The organism is Cellulosimicrobium cellulans (assembly GCF_024124905.1).
GTDB classification, from domain to species: Bacteria; Actinomycetota; Actinomycetes; order Actinomycetales; family Cellulomonadaceae; genus Cellulosimicrobium; species Cellulosimicrobium cellulans_G.
Window position 1 is genome coordinate 31,736 of the sequence record NZ_JAMXST010000004.1, and the last position, 25,572, is coordinate 57,307.

Below are 25,572 nucleotides of genomic sequence, written 5' to 3' on the forward strand. Positions count from 1 at the left end.
CTCGCGCGACCATGGCTCTACCTCGCCAGACCGGGGCTCTACCTCGGCGACGCGGGAGCGTCGGTAGAATCCTCGGGTGACCTCCCCCGACGGAACCCCCTCTCCTGACGCGCGCCAGCCCGAGGAGCACGTCGACGACGTGCCGGAGCAGATGCAGGTCCGCCGCGAGAAGCGCGAGCGGATCCTCGCACGGGGCGACGAGCCGTACCCCGTCTCCGTCCCGCGCACGACGACGATCGCCGACGTCCGGGCCGCGTACGCGCACCTGGGGACCGGCGAGGAGACGCAGGACGAGGTCGGCGTCGCCGGCCGGGTCGTGTTCCTGCGCAACACCGGCAAGCTGTGCTTCGCCACGCTGCAGGACGGCGAGGGCAACCGCCTGCAGGTCATGCTCAGCCAGGCCGTGGTCGGGGAGGAGTCGCTCGCGGCGTTCAAGTCCGACGTCGACCTCGGCGACCACCTGTTCGCGCACGGCCGCGTCATCAGCTCGCGCCGCGGCGAGCTGAGCGTGTTCGCCGACGCGTGGCAGATCGCCGCGAAGGCGCTGCGCCCGCTCCCGGTGCTCCACAAGGAGCTCTCGGAGGAGGCGCGCGTGCGCCAGCGCTACGTCGACCTCATCGCGCGCCCGGCCGCCCGGGACACGGTGCGTCTGCGTGCCGCCGTCGTGCGCTCGATCCGCGAGAACTTCTGGGAGCGCGGTTTCGTCGAGGTCGAGACGCCGATGCTGCAGACGCGCCCGGAGGGTGCGGCGGCACGCCAGTTCGAGACGCACATGAATGCATTCGACATCGACCTGTTCCTGCGCATCGCCCCGGAGCTGTTCCTCAAGCGCGCGGCGGTCGGCGGTGTCGAGAAGGTGTTCGAGATCAACCGCAACTTCCGTAACGAGGGCGTCGACTCCACGCACTCGCCGGAATTCGCGATGCTCGAGGCGTACGAGGCCTACGGCGACTACGACACGATGGCCGTGCTCACGCAGAACCTCGTGCAGCGCGCCGCGCAGGACGCGCTCGGCACGACTCTCGTCACGCTCGCCGACGGCACGGAATACGACCTCGGCGGCGAATGGACGCAGCTGAAGATGTACGACTCGCTCTCGGACGCGCTGGGCGAGGCGATCACGCCCGAGACGTCGGTCGAGTCGCTGCGGAAGTACGCCGACACGTTCGAGCTCACCTTCGACCCGAAGAACGTCAACCACGGCAAGCTCGTCGAGGGCCTGTGGGAGCACCTGGTGGGCGACCACCTCGTCGCGCCGACGTTCGTGCGCGACTTCCCCGTCGAGACCTCCCCCCTCACGCGTGACCACCGGGCGGTGCGCGGCCAGGTCGAGAAGTGGGACCTGTACGTGCGCGGCGTCGAGCTCGCGACCGCGTACTCCGAGCTCGTGGACCCGGTGGTCCAGCGCCAGCGCTTCGAGGCGCAGGCGCTGCTCGCGGCCGCCGGCGACGAGGAGGCCATGCGCATCGACGAGGACTTCCTGACCGCGATGGAGTACGCGATGCCGCCGTCGGGCGGCATGGGCCTGGGCATCGACCGTCTGCTCATGGCGCTGACCGGCCTCGGCATCCGCGAGACCATCCTCTTCCCGCTCGTGAAGCCCGCGCAGTAGCGCGGCCGAGACCTAGGATCGACAGCATGGACATCTGGCCCACCGTCGCGGCGCTGATCCCCTCGATCGGCGTCGGCGTGCTCTTCTACGTCGCGATGCGCGCGATCGTGCGCGCCGACCGCAACGAGCGCGCCGCGCTCGCGCGCCTCGACGCGGAACAGGAATCGGCCGTCGACGGGAATGTCACGGCCTCGCGCGACTCCTGATTCCCGCACGGTGCCGCGCGCAAAGAGCGAGAAAATGACGTACCCGCGTCCAGGAATGGTGGGCGCCGTGCCGGGGCGACACGCGCCGGACAACGGCGTGGCCAATTGACGGTCCCGACTTTTCGATGGCATCCTGACGAGGACAATCATTCCTGTGAAGCGTGAGGTAACCACAGTGGCCCAGAAAGTCCAGGTAATTCTCGTCGACGACCTCGACGGGGGCGCGGCCGACGAGACCGTCACGTTCGCACTCGACGGCGTCTCCTACGAGATCGACCTCAGCACCAAGAATGCACAGGAGCTGCGCGACGCCTTCGCGTCGTGGGTCGGCAACGCGCGCAAGGTCTCGTCCCGCACGAGCACGGCCCGCCCCGCGCGCCGCAGCAGCCGCTCCGCCGGTTCCGCCCGCGCGACCGAGGTCCGCGAGTGGGCCCGCGCCAACGGCTACACGGTCAACGACCGTGGCCGCATCTCCCAGGAGATCCAGACGGCCTACGACGCCGCGCACTGACGCGACACCGCACGAGCACCGGAGCGCCCCGCCGACGAGCCCGTCGGCGGGGCGCTCTCGCGTCCACGGGCGTCGTCCCGCCGGCCCGGTGGTCGGCCGGTGCCGGAGGCACCCGCCCGGAGAACTAGGCTCGGGTCATGACCTCCGCGACCCGCGCTCTCTGGATCGGCACCTACCCGCACCCGGCGAACGGCGGTGCGGAGGGCGTGTGGCGCGTCGGGCTCGACGTCGACGCCGCGGCCGGGACGGGGTCGTTCGTGGGCGGGGTGCTGGCGGCCGAGACGCCGTCGCCGTCGTTCCTCGCGCTGGACGGCGACACCCTGTACGCGGTGGGGGAGACGGCGTCGGGCTCGGTGTCGGCGTTCGCCGTCGTGCCGGACGGCGGCCTCGCACCCCGGGGCGGGCCCGTCGCCACGGGCGGGACGTACCCGTGCCACGTGGCCGTGAGCGGCGACGTGCTCGTCGCGAACTACGGGGACGGCGTCCTCACGACCGTCGCGAGGGCCGCGGACCGCGCGCTCGCCACGGCGCCGGACGACGGCGCGGCCGTCCTCGTGCGCCGCCAGGGGCACGCGGGCGCGGGTCCGGTCGCCGACCGCCAGGAGGGGCCGCACGCCCACTTCGTCGCCCCGCTCGCGCACCTCGGCGCGGCCGACGACGGCCGCGGCGACGTGCTCGTCGTCGACCTGGGCACCGACGAGCTGCGGCGCCACGACCCCGCTGCCCCGGACGGCGCGGCCCCCCACGTCGTCGCGACCTTCCCGCCGGGGACCGGACCGCGCCACCTCGCCGCGCTCCGGTCGGGTCACCTCGTCGTGGTCGGCGAGCTCGACCCGGCCCTGTTCGTCCTCGCGCCGGTCGACGGCCCGGACGGCGTGCGCACGTACGACGTCGTCGCCCGCTACGACGTCACGCACGCCGCGCCGCCCGCCGGCGGCGGGAACTACCCCTCCCACGTCGCGGTCTCGGCGGACGGGTCGCGCGTCCTCGTCGCGGTGCGCGGCGCCGACGTGCTCGCCGTGCACGCCGTCGAGCCGGGGCACGACGGCGGGGTCCCCTCGCTGCGCCACCTCGCCGACTCTCCGGTGGGTGGCGCCTGGCCTCGACACTTCGCCGTGCTCGCCGGCCCCGCGGCGCCCGAGGAGCCGCTGCACGACCTCGTCGTCGTCGCGAACCAGAACGACGACCCGCTCATCGAGCGTCCGGAAGCCGACTCCACGGCGGAGGAGCCGACGTCGAACCTCGCGCTCCTGCGCGTGCGTCGTTCGGACGGCGCCGCCCACGTGCTCGACGTGCTCGCGCTGCCGGCCCCGGCGTGCGTCGTGGAGGCCTGACCCGCCGTGACCGCGCTCGAGCTGCCGGAGGGCGTCTCCCCGGACCCGGCGACCCCGCTGCGGGTCGCGATGCTCTCCGTGCACACGTCGCCCCTCGACCAGCCGGGGACCGGCGACGCGGGCGGCATGAACGTGTACGTCACCGAGCTCGCGCACGCGCTCGCGCGCCGCGGCACGCAGGTCGAGATCTTCACGCGCGCCACGGCGTCGAGCCAGCCCCGCAAGGTCGAGGTGTCCGACGGCGTGACGGTGCGCCACGTCGTCGCCGGGCCCTTCGAGGGGCTCGACAAGAACGACCTGCCCGGCCAGCTCTGCGCCTTCACGGCGGGGGTGCTGCGCGCGGAGGCGCGGCACCACGAGGGCTGGTACGACGTCGTCCACACCCACTACTGGCTCTCCGGCCAGGTGGGCTGGCTCGCGGCCGACCGCTGGGACGTCCCGCTCGTGCACACCATGCACACGCTGGCGCGCGTGAAGAACGCCGCGCTCGCGCCGGGCGACGCGCCCGAGCCGCTCGGCCGGATCATCGGGGAGGAGCAGGTCGTCGCCGAGGCGGACGCGCTCGTCGCGAGCACCGACGCCGAGGCGGACGACCTCGTGCGCGACTACGCGGCGGACCCCGCGCGCGTGCACGTCGTGCCGCCGGGCGTCGACCTCGACCTGTTCTCCCCGGACCCCGGCGCGTCGGCGGGCGACGGCGCCGCGCGGCGGGAGCGTCGCCGGGTGCTGCGCGCCGGGCTGGGGCTGCCCACCGACGGCGGCCTCGTGCTCTTCGCGGGCCGCGTGCAGCCGCTCAAGGGGCCGGACGTGCTCGTCCGGGCGCTCGGCGTCCTCGCCGAGCGCGGGGATCCCGTGCCGACGCTCGTCGTGCTGGGCGGCCCCAGCGGGCGCCCGACGGCGGTGCGCGAGCTCGAGGCGCTCGCCTACCAGGTCGGGGTGAGCGACCGGCTCGTCGTCCGCCCGCCGGTCCCGCGCGACGAGCTCGCGCGGTGGTACCGCGCCGCCGACGTCGTCGCCGTGCCGTCGCACAACGAGTCGTTCGGGCTCGTGGCGGCCGAGGCCGAGGCGAGCGGCACGCCCGTCGTCGCGGCCGCCGTCGGCGGGCTGAAGACCGTGGTCGAGGACCAGGTGTCCGGCGTCCTCGTCGCCGACCACGACCCCGTGACGTGGGCGCGCGTGCTCGGCGACCTGCTCGCCGACGACCAGCGCCTCGCCGCGCTCGGCGACGGTGCCCGGCGCGCCGGCGCGCGGTTCGGCTGGGACACCGCCGCGCTGCGCATGCTCGACGTCTACGCGCAGGCGCGCAAGGTGCGCGCGGCGCGCTGATGCCGCGCGCACCCCTCGCTGCGGGTCAGGCGTCCGGCGCGGCGCGCTCCAGGACCAGGACGGGGATCTCGCGCGACGTCTTCTCCTGGTAGTCCGCGTACGGCGGGTAGGCGGCGACCGCGCGCTCCCACCAGAGCGCCTTCTCCTCGCCGTGGACCTCGCGCGCGACGTAGTCGTGGCGCTCGGCCTCGTCCTGGAGCTCGACCTGCGGGTGCGCGAGGACGTTGTAGTACCAGACGGGGTGCTTCGGGGCGCCGCCCAGCGACGCGACGACCGCGTACACGCCGTCGTGCTCGACCCGCATGAGCGGCGTCTTGCGGACCTTGCCGGTCCGGCGCCCCAGGGTCGTGAGCACAACCACCGGCATCCCGTTCAGGGTCGTGCTGCGCGTCCCGCCGGACGACTCGTAGGACTCGGCCTGCTTGCGGGACCAGGCGCTCGGGCTGGGGGCGTACTCTCCGTCGATCGGCATGTCCGGGGCAACGTGCGCGACGCCCGCCCGATTCCCGGACCTTCGTCCCACGCCCGACGGCGACGGTCACCACCACGTGGGACGCGGGTGCCCGCGCGCCGGGCCGTGCGGCAGGATGGAACCCATGACCTACACCCTCGTGCTGCTCCGCCACGGCGAGAGCGAATGGAACGCCAAGAACCTGTTCACCGGCTGGGTGGACGTCGCCCTGTCGGAGAAGGGGACCGAGGAGGCGAAGCGCGGCGGTCAGCTCCTCACGGAGGCCGGCGTCCTGCCCGACGTCGTGCACACCTCGCTCCTGCGCCGCGCCATCACGACGGCGAACCTCGCGCTCGACGCCGCGGACCGCCACTGGATCCCGGTGAAGCGGTCGTGGCGCCTCAACGAGCGCCACTACGGTGCGCTGCAGGGCAAGAACAAGAAGCAGACGCTCGACGAGTTCGGCGAGGAGCAGTTCATGCTCTGGCGCCGCTCGTACGACGTCCCGCCGCCCGCGATCGAGCTGGGCTCCGAGTTCTCGCAGGACACGGACCCGCGCTACGCCGACGCGCCCGTCGTGCGCACCGAGTGCCTCAAGGACGTGCTCGAGCGCGCCCTGCCGTACTGGGACGGCGAGGTCGTGCCGGACCTGAAGGCGGGCAAGACCGTCCTCGTCGCGGCGCACGGCAACTCGCTGCGCGCGATCGTCAAGCACCTCGACGGCATCTCCGACGAGGACATCGCCGCGCTCAACATCCCGACCGGCATCCCGCTGCTCTACGAGCTCGACGAGGACCTCAAGCCGGTGACGAAGGGCGGCCGCTACCTCGACCCCGAGGCCGCCGCCGAGGCCGCCGCCGCGGTCGCCAACCAGGGCCGCTGACCGCCCGCACGCACAGACGACCGTGGCCCGTCCGGATCTCCCGGACGGGCCACGGTCGTCTGTGCGCAGGAACCGAGACGGCGAGGTAGAACCACCGGCACCGAGGTAGAGCTCCGCGGGTCCTACGTCGAGACCTGAGGCTCTACCTCGCGGCAGGGCCGTGGCGCCGTCGTCAGGCAGACGCGCGGGCGGAGCCGGCGGGGGTGCCGCGGTCGTCGGCGAAGTCGCCGGTGACGAGGTACGTCACGCGCTTGGCGATGGAGACGCCGTGGTCGCCGAAGCGCTCGTAGTAGCGGCCCACGAGCGTGACGTCGACGGTCTCCTGCGGGGTCCCCGTCCACGTGCCGTCGAGCAGCGCGGTGAAGGTGTCCTGGTGGAGCTTGTCGAGCAGGTCGTCGTCGCGCTCGATGTTCGCGGCGACGGTCAGGTCGCGCGTCGTGAGGAGCGTCGTCGTCCGGCGGGCGACGCGCACGGCGGCGTCGTGCATCTGCTCGAAGGTCCGGTGCAGGGACGGCTCGATCGCCCGGGCCGGGTAGCGGCCGCGCGCGACCTGCGCGATGTGCCGTGCGAGGTCGCCCATGCGCTCCAGGGTGGCGCTCATGCGCAGCGCGCTGACCACGACCCGCAGGTCGGTGGCCACGGGCTGCTGCTGCGCGAGGAGGAGCACGCAGCGCTCGTCGAGCTCGCGCTCGAGGGCGTCGATCGTGTGATCGTCGCCGATGACCGACTGCGCGAGCTGCAGGTCCGCCGTGAGGAGCGCCTGCCCCGCGCGGTTGACGGCCGACTCCACCAGCCGGCTCATCTCGGCCAGGTCGTCGCCGACCTGCTTCAGCTCGGCCTCGAAGATCTCCCGCATCGCTTCCCTCTCGTCGTGACCGGTCCGTCCGGTCCGTGACGGCGTGCGCCCCTGCGCGCCGGGCGGCGCCCGGGCACGCCGTCGGCTCCCGTCACGCTCGCAGGTGCGGTCGACCGGGCGGTGAACTCCAGGGCGCCGCCAGGTGAACTCTTGGCGGCTCACGCCCGTGGAGCGCCGGATCGACGGGTCGGGCGCGCGGGCGACCGTACGCTGGACGTGTGCAAGCCGAGAGTCTCATCGAGGGCGCGACCGTGCTGGCCGCCGGCGTCGTGGGCGTCGTCGTCGGCGTGATCGCGGCCATCGCGTTCCGTGTGAGCGAGCGCCAGCAGCGCGCCGCCCGGGTGGAGCCGACGCCCGAGCTCGACGAGGGTCTCGTCCGCGTGCTCGCCGTCCTGCGGTCCGCCGCCGTCGTGCTGGACGAGGAGGGCGAGGTCGTGCGAGCCAGCCCGCCGGCGTACGCGCTGGGCGTGGTGCGCGGCGACGCGGTCGCGCACGCGGCGATCCGGGACATGATCGACGACGTGCGCCGCGACGGCGTGATCCGCGACGAGGAGCTCGAGCTCCCGCGCGGGCCGGTCGGCCGGGGCACGGTCATGCTCCAGGTCCGCGTCGCCCAGGTGGGCCCTCAGCACATGCTCGTGCTCGCGGAGGACCGGACCGAGGCGCGGCGCGTCGAGGCGATCCGGCGCGACTTCGTCGTGAACGTGTCCCACGAGCTGAAGACGCCGGTCGGGGCGCTCGCGCTGCTCGCCGAGACGGTGCAGGACGCGGCCGACGACCCGGTGGCGGTGCGGCGGTTCTCCGCGCGCATGCAGTCGGAGGCGACGCGTCTGTCCGCGCTCGTGCAGGAGATCATCGAGCTCTCGCGGCTCCAGGTCGCGGGCGCGCTCCAGGAGGTCACGGTCGTGCCGGTGCGGGGCGTCGTCGAGGAGGCGGTGGACCGCGCGCGCACGACGGCGCAGGGCAAGGGCATCACGCTCACGACCGGGGGAGAGCTCGACGCCGCGGTGTACGGCGACCACAACCTGCTCGTCACCGCGGTGCGCAACCTCCTCGACAACGCGGTCGCCTACTCGGGCGAGAACACGCGCGTCGGGGTCGGCGTCTCGCTCGCGGGCGACCTGGTCGAGATCGCGGTCGTGGACCAGGGCATCGGGATCTCGGCCGACGAGCAGGCCCGCGTGTTCGAGCGGTTCTACCGGGTGGACCCCGCGCGCTCGCGCGACACCGGCGGGACGGGCCTCGGCCTGAGCATCGTCAAGCACGTCGCCGCCGACCACGGCGGCGAGGTCACCATGTGGTCCGAGCCGGGACGCGGCTCCACCTTCACGCTCCGGATCCCCGCGGCGGACGTGCCGGTCGAGCGGGCACGTGCCGCGGCGTCGGGCACGACCCACGACGCTCCGGGGGACGAGGGCACGGCCGGGGCGGACCCCGGGACCGTGCAGCACGACGTGCGGCGGGCCGCGCAGGCCCCCGCACCCGACGACGTACAGAACAAGGAGGTAGGCGCGTGACGCGCATCCTGGTGGTGGAGGACGAGGAGTCGTACCGCGACCCGTTGACGTACCAGCTGCGGCGCGAGGGCTTCGACGTCGTCGAGGCGGCGACGGGCACCGAGGCGCTGGAGCGGTTCGACGCGGACGGGGCGGACCTGGTCCTGCTCGACCTCATGCTCCCCGGGCTCAGCGGCACCGAGGTGTGCCGCGAGCTGCGGCAGCGCGGCGACGTGCCCGTCATCATGCTCACGGCGAAGGACTCGGAGATCGACAAGGTCGTGGGCCTCGAGCTGGGTGCGGACGACTACGTGACGAAGCCGTACTCGTTCCGCGAGCTGCTCGCGCGCGTGCGCGCCGTGCTGCGCCGCAAGGGCGGGGAGAACGGGGGCGAGGTCGTCGCGGAGAGCGCGCTGGAGGTCGGTCCGGTGCGCATGGACGTCGAGCGGCACACGGTGAGCGTCGACGGCCAGGTCGTGCCGTTCCCGCTCAAGGAGTTCGAGCTCCTGGAGCTGCTGCTGCGCAACGCGGGGCGCGTGCTCACGCGCGGGCAGCTCATCGACCGGGTCTGGGGCACGGACTACGTGGGCGACACCAAGACGCTCGACGTCCACGTGAAGCGCATCCGGTCGAAGATCGAGCCCGAGCCGGCGAGCCCGCGCTACCTCCTCACGGTCCGCGGGCTCGGCTACAAGATCGCGGACGGCGTCGGCCAGTCCTGAGGAACGACCGCCCGGCACGGGCGCACGGCCGGACCGACGGCCCCGGCACGTCCTCTCGACGAGCGTGCCGGGGCCGTCGCCGTGCCCGTCCCAGTGCCCGTCCGGCGCCCGTCCGGCGCCCGTCCGGCGCCCGTCCCCGTGCCGTGCCCGTGCCCGTGCGACGTCGGCCCACCCCGCCCGGCGGGTGGCACGGAAGGTCTGTGCACTGTTCATCCCTCGTTCACCCGCTCTCGGGGAACGCGTCACCCGGCGCTCCTAGCGTCGGGCTCGTCACCGGCGCTCGCTGGTGCCACGAGACGCTTGAACAGGATGGAACGAAGAGTGAAGCTCAGCCGATTCTCCCGTGCTGGATCCGCCGTCGCGATCGGTGCGCTCGCGCTGACCCTCGCCGCCTGCGGGTCGGACGACCCCGTCGGCAGCGCCGACGGCGCCACCGACGGTTCCTCCGAGGGCTCGTCCGAGACCGCGAGCGACCTCAGCGGTGAGCTCAACGGTGCGGGCGCCAGCTCGCAGGAGTCCGCCATGGAGGCGTGGCGCGCCGGGTTCCAGAGCGCGAACCCCGACGTCACCGTGAACTACGACCCGGTCGGGTCCGGCGGCGGCCGCACCCAGTTCCTCGAGGGCGGCGTCGCGTTCGCCGGCTCGGACGCGGTGCTCAAGGAGGAGGAGATCACGCAGTCGCAGGCCGTGTGCGGCCCCGACGGCGCGATCGACCTCCCGGTCTACGTCAGCCCGATCGCCATCATCTACAACCTGCCGGACGTCGCGGAGCTCAACCTCGCGCCGGCCACCATCGCGGGCATCTTCAACGGCACCATCACGCAGTGGAACGCGCCGGAGATCGCCGCCGACAACCCCGACGCGACGCTCCCGGACCTCGCGATCACCCCGGTCCACCGCTCCGACGAGTCGGGCACGACCGAGAACTTCACCGAGTACCTCGCCGCGACGGCGGGCGACGCGTGGGGCCACGAGCCGAGCGGCGACTGGCCGACGCAGGGTGGCGAGTCCGCGCAGGGCACCTCGGGCGTCGTGCAGACCGTCCAGGGCGGCGAGGGCACGATCGGCTACGCCGACGCGTCGAAGGCCGGCGACCTCGGGACCGCGAAGATCAAGGTCGGCGAGGAGTGGGTCGCGTACTCGCCCGAGGCCGCGGCCAAGGTCGTCGACGCGTCGCCGCGCGTCGAGGGCCGCCACGACCACGACATCGCCGTCGAGCTGGACCGCACGACGACCGAGGCCGGCGCGTACCCGCTCGTGCTCGTCTCGTACGCGGTCGCGTGCCTGAACTACGAGGACGAGGCGACGGGCAACCTCGTCAAGGCGTTCCTCACCTACATCTCGAGCGAGGAGGGCCAGTCGGCCTCCGCGTCGGCCGCGGGCAACGCGCCGATCTCGGAGGACCTGCGCACGGACGTCCACGCGGCGATCGAGGCCATCACGGTCGGCGCCGCCGGCTGACGACCGCCGGGAACCAGGGGGCGGCGGGGCCTACGAGCCCCGCCGCCCCTGACCCGCGAGATCGCCCGCGACCCAGACCTCACGCAGCAGGACCGCATGCACCGGGAGCACGAGTGACCACCACAGCCCCACCCACGACGCCGGGCGCCACGCCGGGCCCGACGCCTCGCGCGGGAGCCCCGCGCCGCCGGGCACGGAACACCGACCGCGGCGTCAACCGCGCGTTCCGCTGGACCGCGACGGGCGCCGGAGGGCTCATCCTCGCCGTCCTCGCCGCGGTCGCGATCTTCCTCGTGCTCCGCGCGTGGCCCGCGCTCACCGCGGGCGGGGACGTCCTCGGCGAGGAGGTGTCCTGGTTCCCGGAGGGTGCCTCGCTGCTGTCGTTCGTCGGTCCGCTGATCTTCGGCACGCTCCTCGCGGCCGCGCTGTCGCTCCTCCTCGCGACGCCGGTCGCGATGGGCATCGCGCTCTTCATCTCGCACTACGCGCCGCGCCGGCTCGCGTCGACCCTCGGGTACGTCGTCGACCTCCTCGCGGCGATCCCCAGCGTCGTCTACGGCCTGTGGGGCTCGCTCGTGCTCCCGCCGATCGTCGTCCCGGTGTGGTCGTGGCTCGCGGACACGTTCGGGTGGTTCCCGCTCTTCGCCGGCCCGGCCTCGCCGACCGGCCGCGTCCTGCTCACCGTCGCGCTCGTGCTCGCGGTGATGATCCTGCCGATCATCACCGCGGTGAGCCGCGAGGTGTTCCTCCAGACGCCGAAGCTCCACGAGGAGGCGGCGCTCGCGCTCGGCGCGACGCGCTGGGAGATGATCCGCACGGCGGTCATCCCGTTCGGGCGGTCGGGCGTCATCTCCGCCGCGATGCTCGGCCTCGGCCGCGCGCTCGGCGAGACGATGGCGGTGCTGATGATCCTCTCGCCCGGGCTCCTCTACTCGTTCAAGATCCTGCAGGCCGGGCAGCAGCAGACGATCGCCGCGAACATCGCGGCCGACTTCCCCGAGGCCAACCCCCTCGGGGTGAGCACCCTCATCGCGACGGGCCTCGCGCTGTTCCTCATCACCCTGCTCGTCAACATGGGCGCCCGCGCGATCGTCGCGCGGCGCAAGGACTTCTCGGGAGCCAACTGATGAGCGCCCTCAGCACCAGCCCCGCGCGCGGGGCCTCCGCCCCCGACCCGGAGCGCACCGCGTCCGTCCGCGCGCTCCTGCGCGGCGCGGACGCCGGCCGCCGCCGCAAGGACCGCACGATGACGGTCCTCATGTGGAGCGCGTTCGCCCTCGCGATGGTGCCGCTCGTGTCCGTCGCGTGGACCGTCGTCGTGCACGGCATGGAGCGGTTCGACGCCTACTTCCTCACGCACTCCATGCGCGGGGTGTTCGGGGGCATGGACGCGGGCGGCATCTACCACGCGATCCTCGGCACGCTGCTCATCACGCTCGGCGCCGCGGTGATCTCGGTCCCCATCGGCCTGCTCGCGGCGATCTACCTCGTCGAGTACGGCCGCGGCCCGCTGGCACGTGCGGTGACGTTCTTCGTCGACGTCATGACGGGCATCCCGTCGATCGTCGCCGGTCTCTTCGCCTACGCGCTCTTCGCCGTGGTCTTCGGTCCCGGGGTGCGCATGGGCATCGTCGGCTCCGTCGCGCTGTCCGTGCTCATGATCCCCGTCGTCGTGCGCTCGTGCGAGGAGATGCTCCGGCTCGTGCCCAACGAGCTGCGCGAGGCGGCCTACGCGCTCGGCGTGCCCAAGTGGCTCACCGTCGTGCGGGTCGTGCTGCGCACGTCGATCGCGGGCATCACGACCGGCGTCATGCTCGCCGTCGCGCGCGTCATCGGCGAGACCGCGCCGCTGCTCATCACCGTCGGCGTCGTCGACTCCATCAACGGCAACCTCTTCGAGGGCCGCATGATGACGCTGCCCGTGTACGTGTACCGGCAGTACAGCCAGGGCCTGGTGCCCTGCAGCAACGTCACCGACGTCGTGTGCATCCCCGACATCAACTACGACCGGGCCTGGGCGGCCGCCCTGACGCTGATCCTCATCGTCATGCTGCTCAACCTCGTCGGGCGACTCGTCACCCGCTGGTTCGCCCCCAAGACCCTCCGCTAGAACAGGACAGCTCCGATGGCACAGCGCATCGACGTCAAGGACCTCAACATCTACTACGGCGACTTCCTCGCCGTGCAGGACGTCGGCATGACGATCGACCCCAAGTCCGTGACCGCCTTCATCGGCCCGTCCGGGTGCGGCAAGTCGACGTTCCTGCGGACGCTCAACCGCATGCACGAGGTCATCCCCGGCGCGCGCGTCGAGGGCACGGTCGCCATGGAGGGCGTGGACCTCTACGGGGACGACGTCGACCCGGTCGCCGTGCGTCGCCAGGTCGGCATGGTCTTCCAGCGGCCGAACCCGTTCCCCACGATGTCCATCAAGGAGAACGTGCTCGCGGGGGTGAAGCTCAACAACAAGCGCATCTCGAAGTCCGACGCCGAGGACCTCGTCGAGTCGTCGCTGCGTGGCGCGAACCTGTGGAACGAGGTGAAGGACCGCCTCGACCGTCCGGGCTCGGGCCTCTCCGGCGGCCAGCAGCAGCGCCTGTGCATCGCGCGAGCCATCGCCGTCAAGCCCCAGGTGCTCCTCATGGACGAGCCGTGCTCGGCGCTCGACCCGATCTCCACGCTCGCGATCGAGGACCTCATCGCCGAGCTCAAGGACGAGTACACGATCGTCATCGTCACGCACAACATGCAGCAGGCGGCGCGCGTGAGCGACCGCACGGCGTTCTTCAACATCGCGGGCACCGGCAAGCCGGGGCGCCTCATCGAGATGGACGACACCGCGACGATGTTCTCCTCGCCCACCCAGCAGGCCACCGAGGACTACATCTCCGGCCGTTTCGGGTGACCTGAGCCCGCACCGGGCCCAGCAGGCGCGGCCTGCCCGGCCGGACGACGGACGGCGCCCCTCCCGGACCGGGAGGGGCGCCGTCGTGCGTGGGCGGGGGTCAGGACGCCGAGCCCTGGAGCGACCCCGTGACGTCGGTGCCGTCGGTGTCGATGACGCACTGGACCACGCGGTCGTCGACCGTGTTCCAGCCCTCCTCGCGCGGCGTGAAGGGCCAGAAGTAGTAGGCGGACTCGTCGTAGGACAGGCCGACGAAGGCCTCGAACTCGCCGAGGCAGAAGTCCTCGGCGCTCGCCTGGACGGCCTCGTCGCCGGGGTAGTCCCCCTCGGGGAGCTCGGTCTCGGCGTAGACCTCGGCGTCGTGCGGCTCGGAGCAGGGGACGACGGGCACGGACTCGACGTTCTCGCCGTCGGGCAGCTTCGACGTCACGATGCAGTCGCCGACCTGGATCGAGAAGACGTCGGCGTCCGACGCCTCGGTCACCTCGCCGCCGGGCTCGTCGCGCTGGGCCTCGGACGGCCCGGTGAGCTCGTCGAGGATCGCGCCGCAGCCCGAGGCGGTCAGGGCGAGCGCGACGGCGCTCACGACGAGGAGGAGCGGCCGACGGGTGGTGCGGGACAGGGTCACCTGGATTCCTTCGTGGACGTGCCCCGACCACGACGGTCAGGGCGGCACGCGAAGGCTAGCGCCCACCGGTGACACGGCCCGAGCCCATTTCCGGCCCGGGCCGGCACGTCACGGCAGCAGGTGCGCGTACTCCTCGAGGGTGCCGTCGAGGACGGGCAGCGACATGCCCTGCTCCTCGCCCGAGGTCACGCTGACCGTCACGGGCAGCACGCCGCCCGGGGCCGCGTCGACGCGGCCGATCTGCGCGTCGAACCCGTCCTCGGTCCCGAGGTAGACGGTCTCCCCGGCGGCGACGGGGATGGTCACCGGGTCGCCGCCCTCCGGCGTCACGTCGAACTCCACGTCCTCGGTCGAGTCGTTGGCGAACGCCCCGACGAGCGCGCCGGCCTCGCCGTCGGCGGCGCTCACGACGAGGAGGTTGAGGCCGCGCAGGTCGTCGGTGAGGTCGACGCGCAGGCCGTCCGACGGCGAGTAGGGGCGGTTCGTCTCGATGGGGGAGCACGCGGAGGCGACGGCCACGCTCGCGACCACGAGGGGGACGGCCCAGTAGCGCGCGCGGCCGGTCGCTCGGGACGCCGCACGGGTCGCTGCTCGGTGGGTCGGGATGCGGGTCACGTGCACTCCAGGGCTGCGAGAGGGGGGACTGGATTCCGCGCCCAGCCTAGTGCGTCGGGCGCGGCGGGGCGGCCGGAACCGGCTCTCCGGGAGCGTGGCGTGAGCGGCGTCACGCGGGGTCGCGCGCCCGCGCGGCGCGCGTGACGGCGGTCGGCGGGGCCCTGTGGCCCGCTCGGCGAGGTTCGTGAGGCGCGCTGACACGGCGCTGACCTGCGAAGACGCTGCTCCGGGGCGCTTGTCAAGGGGCCCAGGGGCTCGGATTTCCGGCCTTCCGCGTGGTAAGGTGGACCACCGCGAAAGGGGACATCTGCAGATGACGTTCACAGTAGGCGAGACCGTTGTCTACCCGCACCACGGAGCCGCACTGATCGAGGAGATCAAGACGCGCACCATCCGCGGAGAGGACAAGATCTACCTCAAGCTCAAGGTCGCGCAGGGCGACCTGACCATCGAAGTCCCAGCCGAGAACGTCGACCTCGTCGGCGTGCGTGACGTCGTCGGCCAGGAGGGTCTCGACCGCGTTTTCGAGGTGCTGCGTGCACCCTACACCGAGGAGCCGACCAACTGGTCGCGTCGGTACAAGGCGAACCTCGAGAAGCTGGCGTCGGGCGACGTGATCAAGGTGGCGGAGGTCGTGCGCGACCTGTCGCGCCGGGACGCCGACCGCGGCCTCTCGGCCGGCGAGAAGCGCATGCTCTCGAAGGCCCGGCAGATCCTCGTCTCGGAGCTCGCGCTGGCCGAGCACACCGAGGAGGAGAAGGCCGAGGCCATCCTCGACGAGGTGCTGGCCTCCTGACGTCCCGGGCCTCGGCCCGAGCGACAGACCACCGGGGAGGGCGCCGTCCGTGCGGACGGCGCCCTCCCCGTCGTCGTGCCCGGTAGCGTGTGCCCGTGCCGACTCTTGCCGTCCTCACCGCCGCGGGCTCCGGGACCCGTCTCGGGCTCGACCTGCCCAAGGCCCTCGTTGAGCTCGACGGCCTGCCCCTGGTCGTCCAGGCGGCGCGCCGGCTGTGCGCGTCCGGGGCGGTCGACACGATCGTGGTCACGGCACCACCCGGCCTGCGGGAGCACGTCGCGGCGCTGCTCCGGGACGACCCGGCGGTCGACCGGCCCGTGCGGGTCGTCGACGGCGCGGGCACCCGCCAGGCCTCCGTCGCCGCGGGCCTGCGCGCGGGCCTGGACGCCGACGCGCCCGACGCCGGGACCGGGGGGCGCTCGGCCCCCGCGCAGCCCGCGGTCGACGTCGTGCTCGTCCACGACGCGGCGCGACCGCTCGCGCCGCCCGCCCTCGTCCGCCGCGTCGTCGAGGCCGTGCGGGCGGGCCACGGCGCCGTCGTCCCGGGGCTGCCGGTCACGGACACGATCAAGCGCGTGACGGCCGCACGGGCGGGCGACCCGTCCCGCGCGGAACCCGTCGCCGAGACCGTGGACCGGGCGGCCCTGCGCGCGGTGCAGACCCCGCAGGGGTTCGACCGGGCGCTCCTGGTCCGGGCGCACGAGGCCGCGTCCCACCGGGCGGACGACGAGCGGTCCGCCGCGACCGACGACGCCGGACTCGTCGAGGCGCTCGGGCTCCCCGTCCACGTCGTGCCCGGAGACGCCGCCGCCGCCAAGATCACCACCGCCCACGACCTGCGCGTCGCCGCGCTGACCCTCCGGGAGGACCGATGACGACGCCCGCCGAGCACGCCGAGGTCGCGCCGCACCGCGCCCCCGTGGCCCCGCTGCCGCGCACGGGGGTCGGCGTCGACGTGCACGCGTTCGCCCCCGAGGGCGAGGAGCGCGAGCTGTGGCTCGGCGGGCTGCTCTGGCCGGGCGAGCGCGGCCTCGCCGGGCACTCGGACGCGGACGTCGCCGCGCACGCCGCCGCGGACGCGCTGTTCTCGGCGACGGGGCTCGGCGACCTGGGGTCGAACTTCGGCACGAGCGCGCCCGAGTGGGCCGGGGCGAGCGGGTCGCGCCTCCTCGCCGAGGCGGCCCGCCGGGTCCGGGCCGCGGGGTTCGAGATCGGGAACGTGGCCGTCCAGGTCATCGGCAACCGACCGCGCCTCGGGCCCCGCCGCGCCGAGGCGGAGGCGGCCCTCGGGGCGGCCGCGGGAGCCCCGGTGACGCTCACGGCCACGACGACCGACGGTCTGGGACTCACGGGCCGCGGGGAGGGCGTCGCGGCCGTCGCGACGGCCCTCGTCGTCGCCGTCGGGACGTCCGCGTGACCTCAGCCCGTGGGGGCGAGCCGCACGCTCTCGAGGACGGCACGCGCCTGCGTGGCGCCGTCGGCGTCGGCCTCGGCGTGCGAGGCCGTGAGGTCGACGACCCAGGCGTCCGGCCCGTCGCCGGTCCGGACCGCCACGATCTCCTGCGCGACGACGGCCCCGGCCGTCTCGTACGTGCCCGCGACCCGGAAGGCGGGGAGCTCGCCGAGGGTCGTCGGGCCCTGGCCGTCGACGCCCGGGGCCCAGCCGGGGATCGCGCTGACGGCCGCCGCGGTCGCGGCGCCGGCCTGCTCGAGCGTCTCCGTGGACTGCTCGCCCGTCACGACGACGTTCGCCCGGAACTCCTCCGGGCCCGTCCCGCTCGGCGCGCGCAGCACGAACGCCCCGTCGCGGGTGACGCGCTCCCAGCCCGGGGGAGCGGTGACCTGGACCGGGACCTCGGGGACGTCGTAGGTGACCGGCGCGTCGTCGCCCCCCGTGTCCGCGGGACCGCCGCAGCCCGTGAGGACGAGCACCGCGGTCACCGGGACCACGAGGGGCGCGGCGGTCCAGGAGGTGCGGGGGTGGCGCGGTCGGGGCACGGTCGTCCTTCGTCGGGAGCGGGCATGACGGGCTGGGTGGGCCCGGCTCGCCATTCTCGCCTTCCGGCGTCCCGGGTGCCAGGCCCACGAGCAGACACTACGATCGCTGAGAGCGCATCGATGTGTTTGACTTTCCCAAGAACGACACATGGGATGAATCGCACATGAACCGAATGTCCGTCGAAGAACGCCGGGCCCAGCTCGTCGACGCGGCGATGACCATCGCCGTCCGCGAGGGCGTCGAGGCCGTCACGATCCGTGGCGTCGCGGCCGAGGCCGGCGTCTCTCTCGGCGTCGTGCACTACTGCTTCGAGGACAAGGACGAGCTCCTTCAGGCGATGGGCAACAGCCTCGCGCTCGTCGCGTCCGAGCCGGTGCGCGCCGCCCTCGACGTCGACGGCGACGTCGTGGAGCTCGCGCACGCCGCTGCCGACGGCCTGTGGAGCGGGCTCACGCCGCGCCGGCACATGCGCCTCCTCACGTTCGAGTTCGCGACGGCGGGCGTGCGCAGCCGCGCTCTGCGCTCCGTGGCGCACACGCACCTGGAGCAGACGTGGGCGATGACCCGCGGATTCCTCGAGAACGTCGCCGAGCGCGGGAACGTCACCTACTCGATGGACATGGGCTTCCTCTCGCGCATCGTCGCCGGGTACATCGACGGCATCGAGATCGCCTGGCTCGTCGAGCAGGACGACGAGACCGCGGTCCGCAGCTTCCACGCGCTCGCCGAGTACGTGCTGTCGCTCATGGTCCGACCGGACGGGTCGCCCGTGCGCGAGCACGGCCCGGAGCCCGTCGCCTGACCGCCGCGCCCGTCGGCCGCGCGAGCGGTCAGCCGCGCGCGGCCGCTCCCGGCGCACGCCCGAGCACCCGGTCCGTGTACGCGTTCGCGAAGACCCCGTCGGGGTCCGCCGCGTCGCGGACCGCCACGGCGTCGTCGAACCGGGGGTAGAGCTCGCGGAACCGTTCGGCGTCGAGCCCGTGCAGCTTGCCCCAGTGGGGGCGCCCGCCGACCTCGGCGACGATGCGCTCGACGGCGTCGAAGTACCGCGCGTGCGGCAGCCGGGCGTACTGGTGCACCGCCACGTACGCGGTCTCGCGACCGTGCGCGGTGGACAGCCAGACGTCGTCAGGCGCCGCGAACCGGACCTCGACGGGGAAGGGCACGTGCTCGCCGGACCGGTTCAGCCAGCCGTCGATGCTCGCCAGGACGTCGACCAGGCGCTCGCGCGGCACCGCGTACTCCATCTCGCGGAACCGGACGCGGCGCGAGGTGACGAAGACCTGGTGCGACGGCGCGACGTAGGTCCGCGGCGCGAGCGCACGGGCCGAGACGGCGTTGAGCCGCGGGGTCACGCGCGGCACCGCGGTGGCGAGCCGGTTGACGAGCTCGAACGCGCCGTTCGACAACAGCTCCTCGTCGACCCACGTGCGCGCCCGCGCGACGGGCCCGGGGCCGGACGCCCGCAGCCGCTCGAGCTCCGCCGCCTCGTCGTCGGGGGCGAGCCGGTTGTTGCGCTTGGTCAGCGCCCGACGCGTGTGGGGGAACCAGTAGAACTCGAAGTGGTCGTTGCCCCCGACGAGCCCGTCGGGGTCGTCCGGCGTGCCGAGGCCCTCCAGCACGCGGTCCAGCGGCCACGGCTCCTCCTGCGCGCGGAGCAGGAACGCCGGCACGACCTCGAGCGTCACCGCGGACAGGACGCCCGTGACGCCGAGCCCCAGGCGGCTCACCTCGAAGAGGTCGGGGTCCTGCGTCGCGGACGCCTCGCGGACCTCGCCGTCGGCCCCGACGACGCGGACGCCGCGCACCTGGGTGGCGAGCCCGCCGAGCCCGGCGCCGGTCCCGTGCGTGCCCGTCGAGATCGCGCCGGCGATCGACTGCCGGTCGATGTCGCCGAGGTTGCGCATGGCCAGGCCCGCGGCAGCGAGGGCCTCGTTGAGCCGGTGCAGGCGGATGCCCGCCCCCACGGTCACGAGGATCGCGTCGGCGTCGGCCCCACCGGGCGCGCCCGTGCCGCGGGTGATGCGCTCGACGAGCCCGATGCGGTCCAGGTCGAGCAGGAGCCCGTCGGTGACGGCCGCGGGGGTGAACGAGTGGCCCGCGCCGACGGCGCGCACCCGCATCCCCTCGGCGGCCGCCCCGGCGACGAGCCGCCCCAGCTCCGCCTCGTCGCGCGGGGAGGCCCGGCGGCGCGGGGTCGCGGAGGCCGTGCGGGCCCAGTTGGTCCAGGAGAGGGCGTCGTCGCTGCTCACAGGTCGTACTGTCTCACGCCCCCCGCGTGGCGTACGTTCTCCCCATGACGACCGACGCGGCGCCCGCACCGGGCTCGGGGACGAGGACGGGGACGGCCGACCCTGCCGGGGACGAGCGCGGGGCGACGCCGTCGCTGCTCGCCCGGTTGACGCGCGCCACCGCGGACCTCGACGGTCCGCTCGCCGTCGTCGACCTCGACCGGTTCGACGCCAACGCCGACGAGCTCCTGGCCCGCGCCGGAGGCGTGCCCGTGCGCGTCGCGTCGAAGTCGGTCCGCGTCCGCTCGCTCGTGACGCGCGCCGGCGAGCGCGGCTTCCGGGGCGTCATGGCGTTCTCGGTCCGCGAGGCGCTGTGGCTCGTCGACGCGGGCGTCCGCGACGTCCTCGTGGGATACCCGTCCGTGGACCGCGGCGCGCTCGCGGCGCTGGCGCGGCACGAGGCCGGGCGGCGCGAGATCACGCTCATGGTCGACGACGCGGCGCACCTCGAGCTCGTGCGGCACGCGCTCGCGGAGGCGGGCACGGGCGACGCGCCGCCCGTGCGCGTGTGCCTCGACGTGGACGCCTCGCTGCGGGTCGGGCTCGGGCTCGTCACGGTCCACCTCGGCACGCGGCGCTCGCCGCTGCACGACCCCCCGGACGTCGCGTCGCTCGCCGCCCGGGTCGTCTCGACGCCCGGGCTCTCGCTGCGCGGCCTGATGTTCTACGAGGCGCAGGTCGCGGGCATGCCCGACTCGAGCCTCGCCGTCCGTGCGGTCAAGCGGCTCTCGGTGCTCGAGCTGGGCGAGCGCCGGGGCGAGGTCGTCGCCGCGGTGCGCGACGTCGTCGGGCACGACCTCGAGCTCGTGAACTCCGGCGGCACCGGGTCGCTCGAGACGTCGTCCGCGGACGGCGTCGTCACGGAGGTCACCGCGGGGTCGGGGCTCTACGTGCCCGGGCTGTTCGACGAGTACCGCTCCTTCCGTCCGCGCCCCTCGGCGTTCTTCGGCCTCGACGTGGTGCGCGTCCCCGCGCCCGGGTGGGCGACCGCGTTCGGCGGCGGGTACGTCGCGTCCGGCCCCGCGTCGCGCAGCCGGCTGCCGCGCGTCGCGACGCCCGGCTGGTCGCTCACGGGGCGCGAGGGCGCGGGCGAGGTCCAGACGCCGCTGCACCGGACCCGGGGCGTCGCGGGCGCCCCGGAGCTGGGCGTGGGCGACCGCGTCTGGTTCCGGCACGGCAAGGCGGGGGAGGCGATGGAGCGGTTCGACCGCGTGCACCTCGTGCGCGGGGACGAGGTGGTCGACGTCGTGCCCACGTACCGCGGCGAGGGCAAGAACTTCGGCTGACCGGCGCCGGTCGGGGCTGCACCGGGATCGGCCGCGAGACCTGCCCGTGCCGCTTCGGCCGTGGTGGTGCGTCCCCGGTACCCTTGCGGACGTGACTCTTCGCCTGTTCGACACCGCCACGCGGGACGTGCGCGACTTCGTGCCCCTGACTCCGGGCGAGGTCGGCATCTACCTGTGTGGCGCGACCGTCCAGGCGGCACCCCACATCGGCCACATGCGCTCGGCCGTCGCGTTCGACGTGCTCGTGCGCTGGCTGCGGCGCGGCGGGTCGCGCGTGACGCTCATCCGCAACGTCACCGACATCGACGACAAGATCCTCGTGAAGTCCGCCGACGCGGGCGAGCCGTGGTGGGCCTGGGCCGCGACGTACGAGCGTGCGTTCACCGCCGCGTACGACGCGCTGGGCGTCCTGCCGCCCACGTACGAGCCGCGCGCGACCGGGCACGTGCCGGACATGGTCGAGCTCATGGAGCGCCTCGTGGAGCGCGGCCACGCGTACACGACCGGCCCTGGCGACGTGTGGTTCGACGTGCGGTCCTGGTCCGAGTACGGCTCCCTGACCAACCAGCACCTCGAGGACCTCAACCCCGTGCCCGACGACGTCCCCGCGGACGCGGAGGAGGCCGCCGCCAAGCGCGACCCGCGCGACTTCGCGCTGTGGAAGGCGCCCAAGGAGGGCGAGCCCGAGACGGCGTCGTGGCCCACGCCGTTCGGTCGCGGGCGCCCCGGCTGGCACCTCGAGTGCTCCGCGATGGCGCGCCGGTACCTCGGCGACACGTTCGACATCCACGGCGGCGGGCTCGACCTGCGCTTCCCGCACCACGAGAACGAGCAGGCGCAGTCGCGCGCCGCGGGCTACGGGTTCGCGCGGCACTGGCTGCACAGCGCGTGGGTCACGCAGGGCGGCGCCAAGATGAGCAAGTCGCTCGGCAACGGGCTGCTCGTGCGCGAGGTCCTCGCGACCACGAGCCCGGCCGTGCTGCGCTACGCCCTCGCCTCCGTGCAGTACCGCTCGATGCTCGAGTGGACGCCCGCGACGGTCGTCGAGGCCGAGGCCACGTGGGAGCGGCTCGCCGGGTTCGTCGAGCGCGCGACCGAGCGCGTGGGCGACGTCGGCGACGTGACCGAGGCCGAGCTGCCGACCGCGTTCACCGCGGCCATGGACGACGACCTCAACGTCCCGGCGGCGCTCGCCGTCGTGCACGAGCACCTGCGGGCGGGGAACGCGGCGCTCGCCGACCGCACGACGGCCGCGGACGCCGTCGCGCGGCACCACCTCGTCGCGGTGCGGGCGATGCTCGACGTCCTGGGCCTCGACCCGGCCGACGCCCAGTGGGCCGACCGCGGGGACTCGCGCTACGCGGCGGTGCTCGACGCCGTCGTGGGCGCGGAGCTCGCGGCACGCGCCGAGGCGCGCGCGGCGCGCGACTTCGCGACCGCCGACGCGATCCGCGACCGACTCGCCGCGGCCGGCGTCGCGGTCGAGGACTCGGCCGACGGCGCGCGCTGGACCCTCGCCTGACGACCGTCCCCGCGAGGTGGAGGCTGGGTACCACGAGGGAGAGGCGTGGTCGTGACCAGGCCTCTCCCTCGGTGGACCACGGCTCTCCCTCGGCGGGGTGTCTGAGGGACACTGGACCCGGTGGCGCACCGGCGCCCGCTCGCACGAACCGACCGACCTGACCGACCGGACCGGTGTCGATCCGCCTGACCGACACCGACCGACCTGACCACGACACGACGGGTACTCCCATGGCTGGCAACTCACAACGACGCGGCGCGACCCGCAAGCCCGGCAGCAAGAAGGGCGCGACCGTCGGCTCCGGCGGGCAGCGGCGCAAGGGCCTCGAGGGCCGCGGGCCGACGCCGAAGGCCGAGGACCGCGTCTACCACGCGGCGCACAAGCGCAAGGTCGCCGAGGAGAAGCGCGTGGCGACCGGGCGCGGGGGCGCCTCGCGGGGTGGCGGAGCCAAGGGCGGAGCCTCCCGGGGCGGCGGGCCGAAGGGGCGCGGCTCGGTGCAGGAGGTCGTCGCGGGGCGCAACTCCGTGCTCGAGGCGCTGCGCGCGCGCATCCCCGTCGAGGTCGTCTACCTCGCGTCACGCCTCGACGCCGACGACCGGACCCGCGAGATCGTCGACATCGTCGCGGGCCGCGGCTACGACCTCCTCGAGGTCGGCAAGCCGGAGCTCGACCGCCTCACCGACGGCGCCGTCCACCAGGGCGTCGCGATCAAGGTGCCGCCGTACGAGTACGCCGACGTCGACGACCTGCTCGACGCGGCCGAGGCGACGGGTCGTCCGCCGCTGGTCGTCGCGCTCGACGGCGTGACCGACCCCCGCAACCTGGGCGCCGTGCTGCGCTCGGCGGGCGCGTTCGGGGCGCACGGCGTGCTCGTCCCCGAGCGGCGCGCCGCGGGCGTCACGGCGTCCGCGTGGAAGGTCTCGGCCGGCGCGGCCGCCCGGGTGCCCGTCGCGCGCGCGACCAACCTGGTCCGCGCCCTCGGTGAGCTCAAGAAGGCGGGCTGCTTCGTCGTCGGTCTCGACGCCGGCGGGGAGACGGCGATCGGCGACCTCCAGCTCGCGACCGAGCCGCTCGTCGTCGTCGCCGGGTCCGAGGGCAAGGGGCTCTCGCGCCTCGTGCGCGAGGCGTGCGACGTCGTCGCGTCCATCCCCATCGGGTCGGACACCGAGTCGCTCAACGCCGCCGTCGCGACGGGCATCTCGCTCTACGAGGTCGCGCGCCTGCGCCGCGAGGCCTGACGTCCCTCGACCTGTCGGCGCCCCACCGGTCCTGGACCCGTGGGGCGCTGACTGGTCTCAGCCGTAGTACTCGGGGTCCTTCTCGCCCGGGGCGAGGCCGAGGATCGCCTTCTCGTCCGGGCGGTGGCGCAGGACGTTCTCGACGTACGACTGCGTCGCCTCCGCCATGGGGACGTCGCGGCCCGCGCGCTCGGAGATGAACCAGCGGTGGTCGAGGATCTCGTGGAAGAGCTGCGCCGGCTCGAGCTTGCGGCGCAGGTTCCGCGGCACGGCCTGGATCGTGGGCTCGAACACGCCGCTGAGCCAGTCGTGGGCGACGAACTCCTCGTCGTCGTTCTGCCGCTCCGCCGCCGCGCGGAACGAGTCGAGGTCGTTGAGCAGGCGGCGCGCCTGGTTCTCCTGCACGTCGAGGCCCGTGAGGCGCAGCAGACGCCGCGAGTGGTGCCCCGCGTCGACGACCTTGGGCTGGATCTGGACGGTCGTGCCGTCGATGTCGGTCGTGATCGCGAGCTCGTCGACGTCGAAGCCGAGGTTGTTGAGGTGCTCGATGCGGGCCGCGACGCGCCACCGCTCGTTCGCGTCGAACGACTCGGACGTCGTCAGCGCGGCCCACAGCTCCTCGTAGCGCGCCACGAGCGCGTCGCCGATCGCGACCTCGTCCACGTCCTCGTCGAGCAGCTCGCCCGCGGAGAGGTCCATGAGCTCGCCGATGATGTTCGTGCGCGCGAGGTCGACGTCGTACGAGCGCTGGCCGGGGGAGAGCTCGCGGTGCAGGTCACCCGTCTCCGCGTCCACGAGGAACGCCGCGAAGGTCTCGGCGTCGCGCCGGAACAGCGTGTTCGACAGCGACACGTCGCCCCAGTAGAAGCCGACCAGGTGCAGGCGCACGAGCAGCACGGCGAGCGCGTCGATGAGGCGCGTCGCCGTGTCCGGGCGCAGCGACTGGCTGAACAGCGCGCGGTAGGGGAGCGAGAACTGCAGGTGCTCCGTGATGAGGACGGCCTCGAGCCGCTCGCCGTTCGCGTCCTGGCGCCCGGTGATGACCCCCACCGGGACGACGCTCGGCACCTCGAGCCGGCGGAGCTGGCGGAGCAGCTCGTACTCCCGGTAGGCGACCGTCTCGCCGATCTCCTTGATGGCGATGACGCGCCCCGAGAGGCGCACGAACCGCACGATGTGCCGGGAGATACCGCGCGGCAGCGCCGCGAGGGTCTCGGCCGGCCACTCCTCGAGCGGGATGTCCCAGGGCAGGTCGAGGAGAGCCGGGTCGGGGGCCGACGCGGTGATCTGCAGGTTGTGCACCGTCACGGGTCCATTGTCCATGGTCGACGCGAGGGGCCGTGCGGTCGCGGTGCTTCCGGTGCTCGGCTCGCCGGGCGGGGCGCGCCCGACCCGTGAGGTCGGACGCGCCCCGCACCGAGGGACGGGAGGAGA

At 74.0% G+C, this 25,572-nt stretch carries 26 protein-coding genes; 19 read left to right on the forward strand and 7 right to left on the reverse strand.

Annotation, left to right across the window (positions count from 1 at the left end):
• Nucleotides 1–151: 151 nt before the first annotated feature.
• The 5 genes from lysS to mshA all read left to right on the forward strand — a co-directional run bounded on the left by lysS (nt 152) and on the right by mshA (nt 4,989).
• A complete protein-coding gene (gene lysS, locus NHH00_RS12400) occupies nt 152–1,612 on the forward strand; it encodes a lysine--tRNA ligase (RefSeq protein WP_253053641.1) in 1,461 nt (486 codons plus the stop codon).
• Nucleotides 1,613–1,638: 26 nt separating this feature from the next.
• A complete protein-coding gene (locus NHH00_RS12405) occupies nt 1,639–1,818 on the forward strand; it encodes a hypothetical protein (protein WP_253052580.1) in 180 nt (59 codons plus the stop codon).
• Nucleotides 1,819–1,993: 175 nt separating this feature from the next.
• Entirely contained in the window at nt 1,994–2,329 is a 336-nt protein-coding gene (locus NHH00_RS12410; protein ID WP_253052582.1) for a histone-like nucleoid-structuring protein Lsr2, read from the forward strand.
• A gap of 137 nt (nt 2,330–2,466) precedes the next feature.
• Entirely contained in the window at nt 2,467–3,663 is a 1,197-nt protein-coding gene (locus tag NHH00_RS12415; RefSeq protein ID WP_253052584.1) for a lactonase family protein, read from the forward strand.
• 69 nt (nt 3,664–3,732) lie between these two features.
• Nucleotides 3,733–4,989, forward strand: a complete 1,257-nt coding sequence (gene mshA / locus NHH00_RS12420; protein ID WP_253053643.1) for a D-inositol-3-phosphate glycosyltransferase — start codon at nt 3,733–3,735, stop codon at nt 4,987–4,989.
• 25 nt (nt 4,990–5,014) lie between these two features.
• On the opposite strand, the gene NHH00_RS12425 is transcribed toward mshA, so the two are convergent.
• Nucleotides 5,015–5,461 (reverse strand): nitroreductase family deazaflavin-dependent oxidoreductase, encoded by a 447-nt coding sequence (locus NHH00_RS12425; RefSeq protein WP_253052586.1) that lies wholly within the window; start codon nt 5,459–5,461, stop codon nt 5,015–5,017.
• 124 nt (nt 5,462–5,585) lie between these two features.
• On the opposite strand from NHH00_RS12425, the gene NHH00_RS12430 reads away from it, so the two are divergent.
• Nucleotides 5,586–6,323, forward strand: a complete 738-nt coding sequence (locus tag NHH00_RS12430) for a phosphoglyceromutase (protein ID WP_253052588.1) — start codon at nt 5,586–5,588, stop codon at nt 6,321–6,323.
• Nucleotides 6,324–6,495: 172 nt separating this feature from the next.
• Here NHH00_RS12430 and phoU read toward each other — a convergent pair whose 3' ends face one another.
• Nucleotides 6,496–7,179 (reverse strand): phosphate signaling complex protein PhoU, encoded by a 684-nt coding sequence (gene phoU, locus NHH00_RS12435; protein WP_053370239.1) that lies wholly within the window; start codon nt 7,177–7,179, stop codon nt 6,496–6,498.
• 218 nt (nt 7,180–7,397) lie between these two features.
• Here phoU and NHH00_RS12440 point away from each other — a divergent pair, with 218 nt between their 5' ends.
• The 6 genes from NHH00_RS12440 (at nt 7,398) to pstB (ending at nt 13,763) form a co-directional block, all read left to right on the forward strand.
• Complete coding sequence (locus NHH00_RS12440) at nt 7,398–8,696, forward strand: sensor histidine kinase (RefSeq protein WP_253052590.1); 1,299 nt, start codon at nt 7,398–7,400, stop codon at nt 8,694–8,696.
• Nucleotides 8,693–9,397 (forward strand): response regulator transcription factor, encoded by a 705-nt coding sequence (locus NHH00_RS12445; protein ID WP_253052592.1) that lies wholly within the window; start codon nt 8,693–8,695, stop codon nt 9,395–9,397. Before NHH00_RS12440 ends, NHH00_RS12445 begins: the two co-directional genes overlap by 4 nt.
• 321 nt (nt 9,398–9,718) lie before the next feature.
• Entirely contained in the window at nt 9,719–10,858 is a 1,140-nt protein-coding gene (gene pstS, locus NHH00_RS12450) for a phosphate ABC transporter substrate-binding protein PstS (RefSeq protein WP_253052594.1), read from the forward strand.
• Between the two features lie 113 nt (nt 10,859–10,971).
• Nucleotides 10,972–11,985 carry a phosphate ABC transporter permease subunit PstC gene (gene pstC, locus NHH00_RS12455; RefSeq protein ID WP_253052596.1) on the forward strand — a complete coding sequence of 338 codons (1,014 nt, stop codon included), beginning with the start codon at nt 10,972–10,974 and terminating at the stop codon, nt 11,983–11,985.
• Nucleotides 11,985–12,968 carry a phosphate ABC transporter permease PstA gene (gene pstA, locus NHH00_RS12460; protein ID WP_253052598.1) on the forward strand — a complete coding sequence of 328 codons (984 nt, stop codon included), beginning with the start codon at nt 11,985–11,987 and terminating at the stop codon, nt 12,966–12,968. Before pstC ends, pstA begins: the two co-directional genes overlap by 1 nt.
• Before the next feature lie 15 nt (nt 12,969–12,983).
• Nucleotides 12,984–13,763, forward strand: a complete 780-nt coding sequence (gene pstB / locus NHH00_RS12465) for a phosphate ABC transporter ATP-binding protein PstB (protein ID WP_047233890.1) — start codon at nt 12,984–12,986, stop codon at nt 13,761–13,763.
• Nucleotides 13,764–13,863: 100 nt separating this feature from the next.
• On the opposite strand, the gene NHH00_RS12470 is transcribed toward pstB, so the two are convergent.
• On the reverse strand, nt 13,864–14,391 hold the full coding sequence (locus tag NHH00_RS12470; protein WP_253052600.1) for a septum formation family protein: 528 nt from the start codon (nt 14,389–14,391) through the stop codon (nt 13,864–13,866).
• Between the two features lie 108 nt (nt 14,392–14,499).
• On the reverse strand, nt 14,500–15,006 hold the full coding sequence (locus NHH00_RS12475; protein ID WP_253052602.1) for a hypothetical protein: 507 nt from the start codon (nt 15,004–15,006) through the stop codon (nt 14,500–14,502).
• A gap of 313 nt (nt 15,007–15,319) precedes the next feature.
• Between NHH00_RS12475 and NHH00_RS12480 the strand changes: the two genes are divergently transcribed.
• The 3 genes from NHH00_RS12480 to ispF all read left to right on the forward strand — a co-directional run bounded on the left by NHH00_RS12480 (nt 15,320) and on the right by ispF (nt 17,219).
• Nucleotides 15,320–15,802: a CarD family transcriptional regulator gene (locus NHH00_RS12480; protein ID WP_024841917.1), complete on the forward strand. Its 483-nt coding sequence runs from the start codon at nt 15,320–15,322 to the stop codon at nt 15,800–15,802.
• Nucleotides 15,803–15,897: 95 nt separating this feature from the next.
• Nucleotides 15,898–16,677: a 2-C-methyl-D-erythritol 4-phosphate cytidylyltransferase gene (gene ispD / locus NHH00_RS12485; protein ID WP_253052604.1), complete on the forward strand. Its 780-nt coding sequence runs from the start codon at nt 15,898–15,900 to the stop codon at nt 16,675–16,677.
• A complete protein-coding gene (ispF, locus tag NHH00_RS12490) occupies nt 16,674–17,219 on the forward strand; it encodes a 2-C-methyl-D-erythritol 2,4-cyclodiphosphate synthase (protein WP_253052606.1) in 546 nt (181 codons plus the stop codon). The genes ispD and ispF overlap by 4 nt, the downstream gene beginning before the upstream one ends.
• Nucleotides 17,220–17,221: 2 nt before the next feature.
• Here ispF and NHH00_RS12495 read toward each other — a convergent pair whose 3' ends face one another.
• Nucleotides 17,222–17,800, reverse strand: a complete 579-nt coding sequence (locus NHH00_RS12495) for an LpqN/LpqT family lipoprotein (RefSeq protein ID WP_253052608.1) — start codon at nt 17,798–17,800, stop codon at nt 17,222–17,224.
• A 164-nt stretch (nt 17,801–17,964) separates the two neighbouring features.
• Between NHH00_RS12495 and NHH00_RS12500 the strand changes: the two genes are divergently transcribed.
• Entirely contained in the window at nt 17,965–18,603 is a 639-nt protein-coding gene (locus NHH00_RS12500) for a TetR/AcrR family transcriptional regulator (protein ID WP_253052610.1), read from the forward strand.
• 28 nt (nt 18,604–18,631) lie between these two features.
• On the opposite strand, the gene NHH00_RS12505 is transcribed toward NHH00_RS12500, so the two are convergent.
• Nucleotides 18,632–20,053 (reverse strand): D-arabinono-1,4-lactone oxidase, encoded by a 1,422-nt coding sequence (locus NHH00_RS12505; RefSeq protein WP_253052612.1) that lies wholly within the window; start codon nt 20,051–20,053, stop codon nt 18,632–18,634.
• A gap of 44 nt (nt 20,054–20,097) precedes the next feature.
• On the opposite strand from NHH00_RS12505, the gene NHH00_RS12510 reads away from it, so the two are divergent.
• From NHH00_RS12510 to rlmB, 3 genes are all read left to right on the forward strand, one after another.
• Nucleotides 20,098–21,378, forward strand: a complete 1,281-nt coding sequence (locus NHH00_RS12510; protein ID WP_253052614.1) for an alanine racemase — start codon at nt 20,098–20,100, stop codon at nt 21,376–21,378.
• Between the two features lie 91 nt (nt 21,379–21,469).
• Nucleotides 21,470–22,900 (forward strand): cysteine--tRNA ligase, encoded by a 1,431-nt coding sequence (gene cysS / locus NHH00_RS12515; RefSeq protein ID WP_253052616.1) that lies wholly within the window; start codon nt 21,470–21,472, stop codon nt 22,898–22,900.
• Nucleotides 22,901–23,130: 230 nt separating this feature from the next.
• The gene (gene rlmB / locus NHH00_RS12520) at nt 23,131–24,138 is read left to right on the forward strand and encodes a 23S rRNA (guanosine(2251)-2'-O)-methyltransferase RlmB (RefSeq protein ID WP_253052618.1); all 1,008 of its coding nucleotides are present in this window, start codon (nt 23,131–23,133) and stop codon (nt 24,136–24,138) included.
• Between the two features lie 57 nt (nt 24,139–24,195).
• Here rlmB and NHH00_RS12525 read toward each other — a convergent pair whose 3' ends face one another.
• Entirely contained in the window at nt 24,196–25,461 is a 1,266-nt protein-coding gene (locus NHH00_RS12525) for a DUF4032 domain-containing protein (RefSeq protein ID WP_374614917.1), read from the reverse strand.
• Nucleotides 25,462–25,572: the final 111 nt, after the last annotated feature.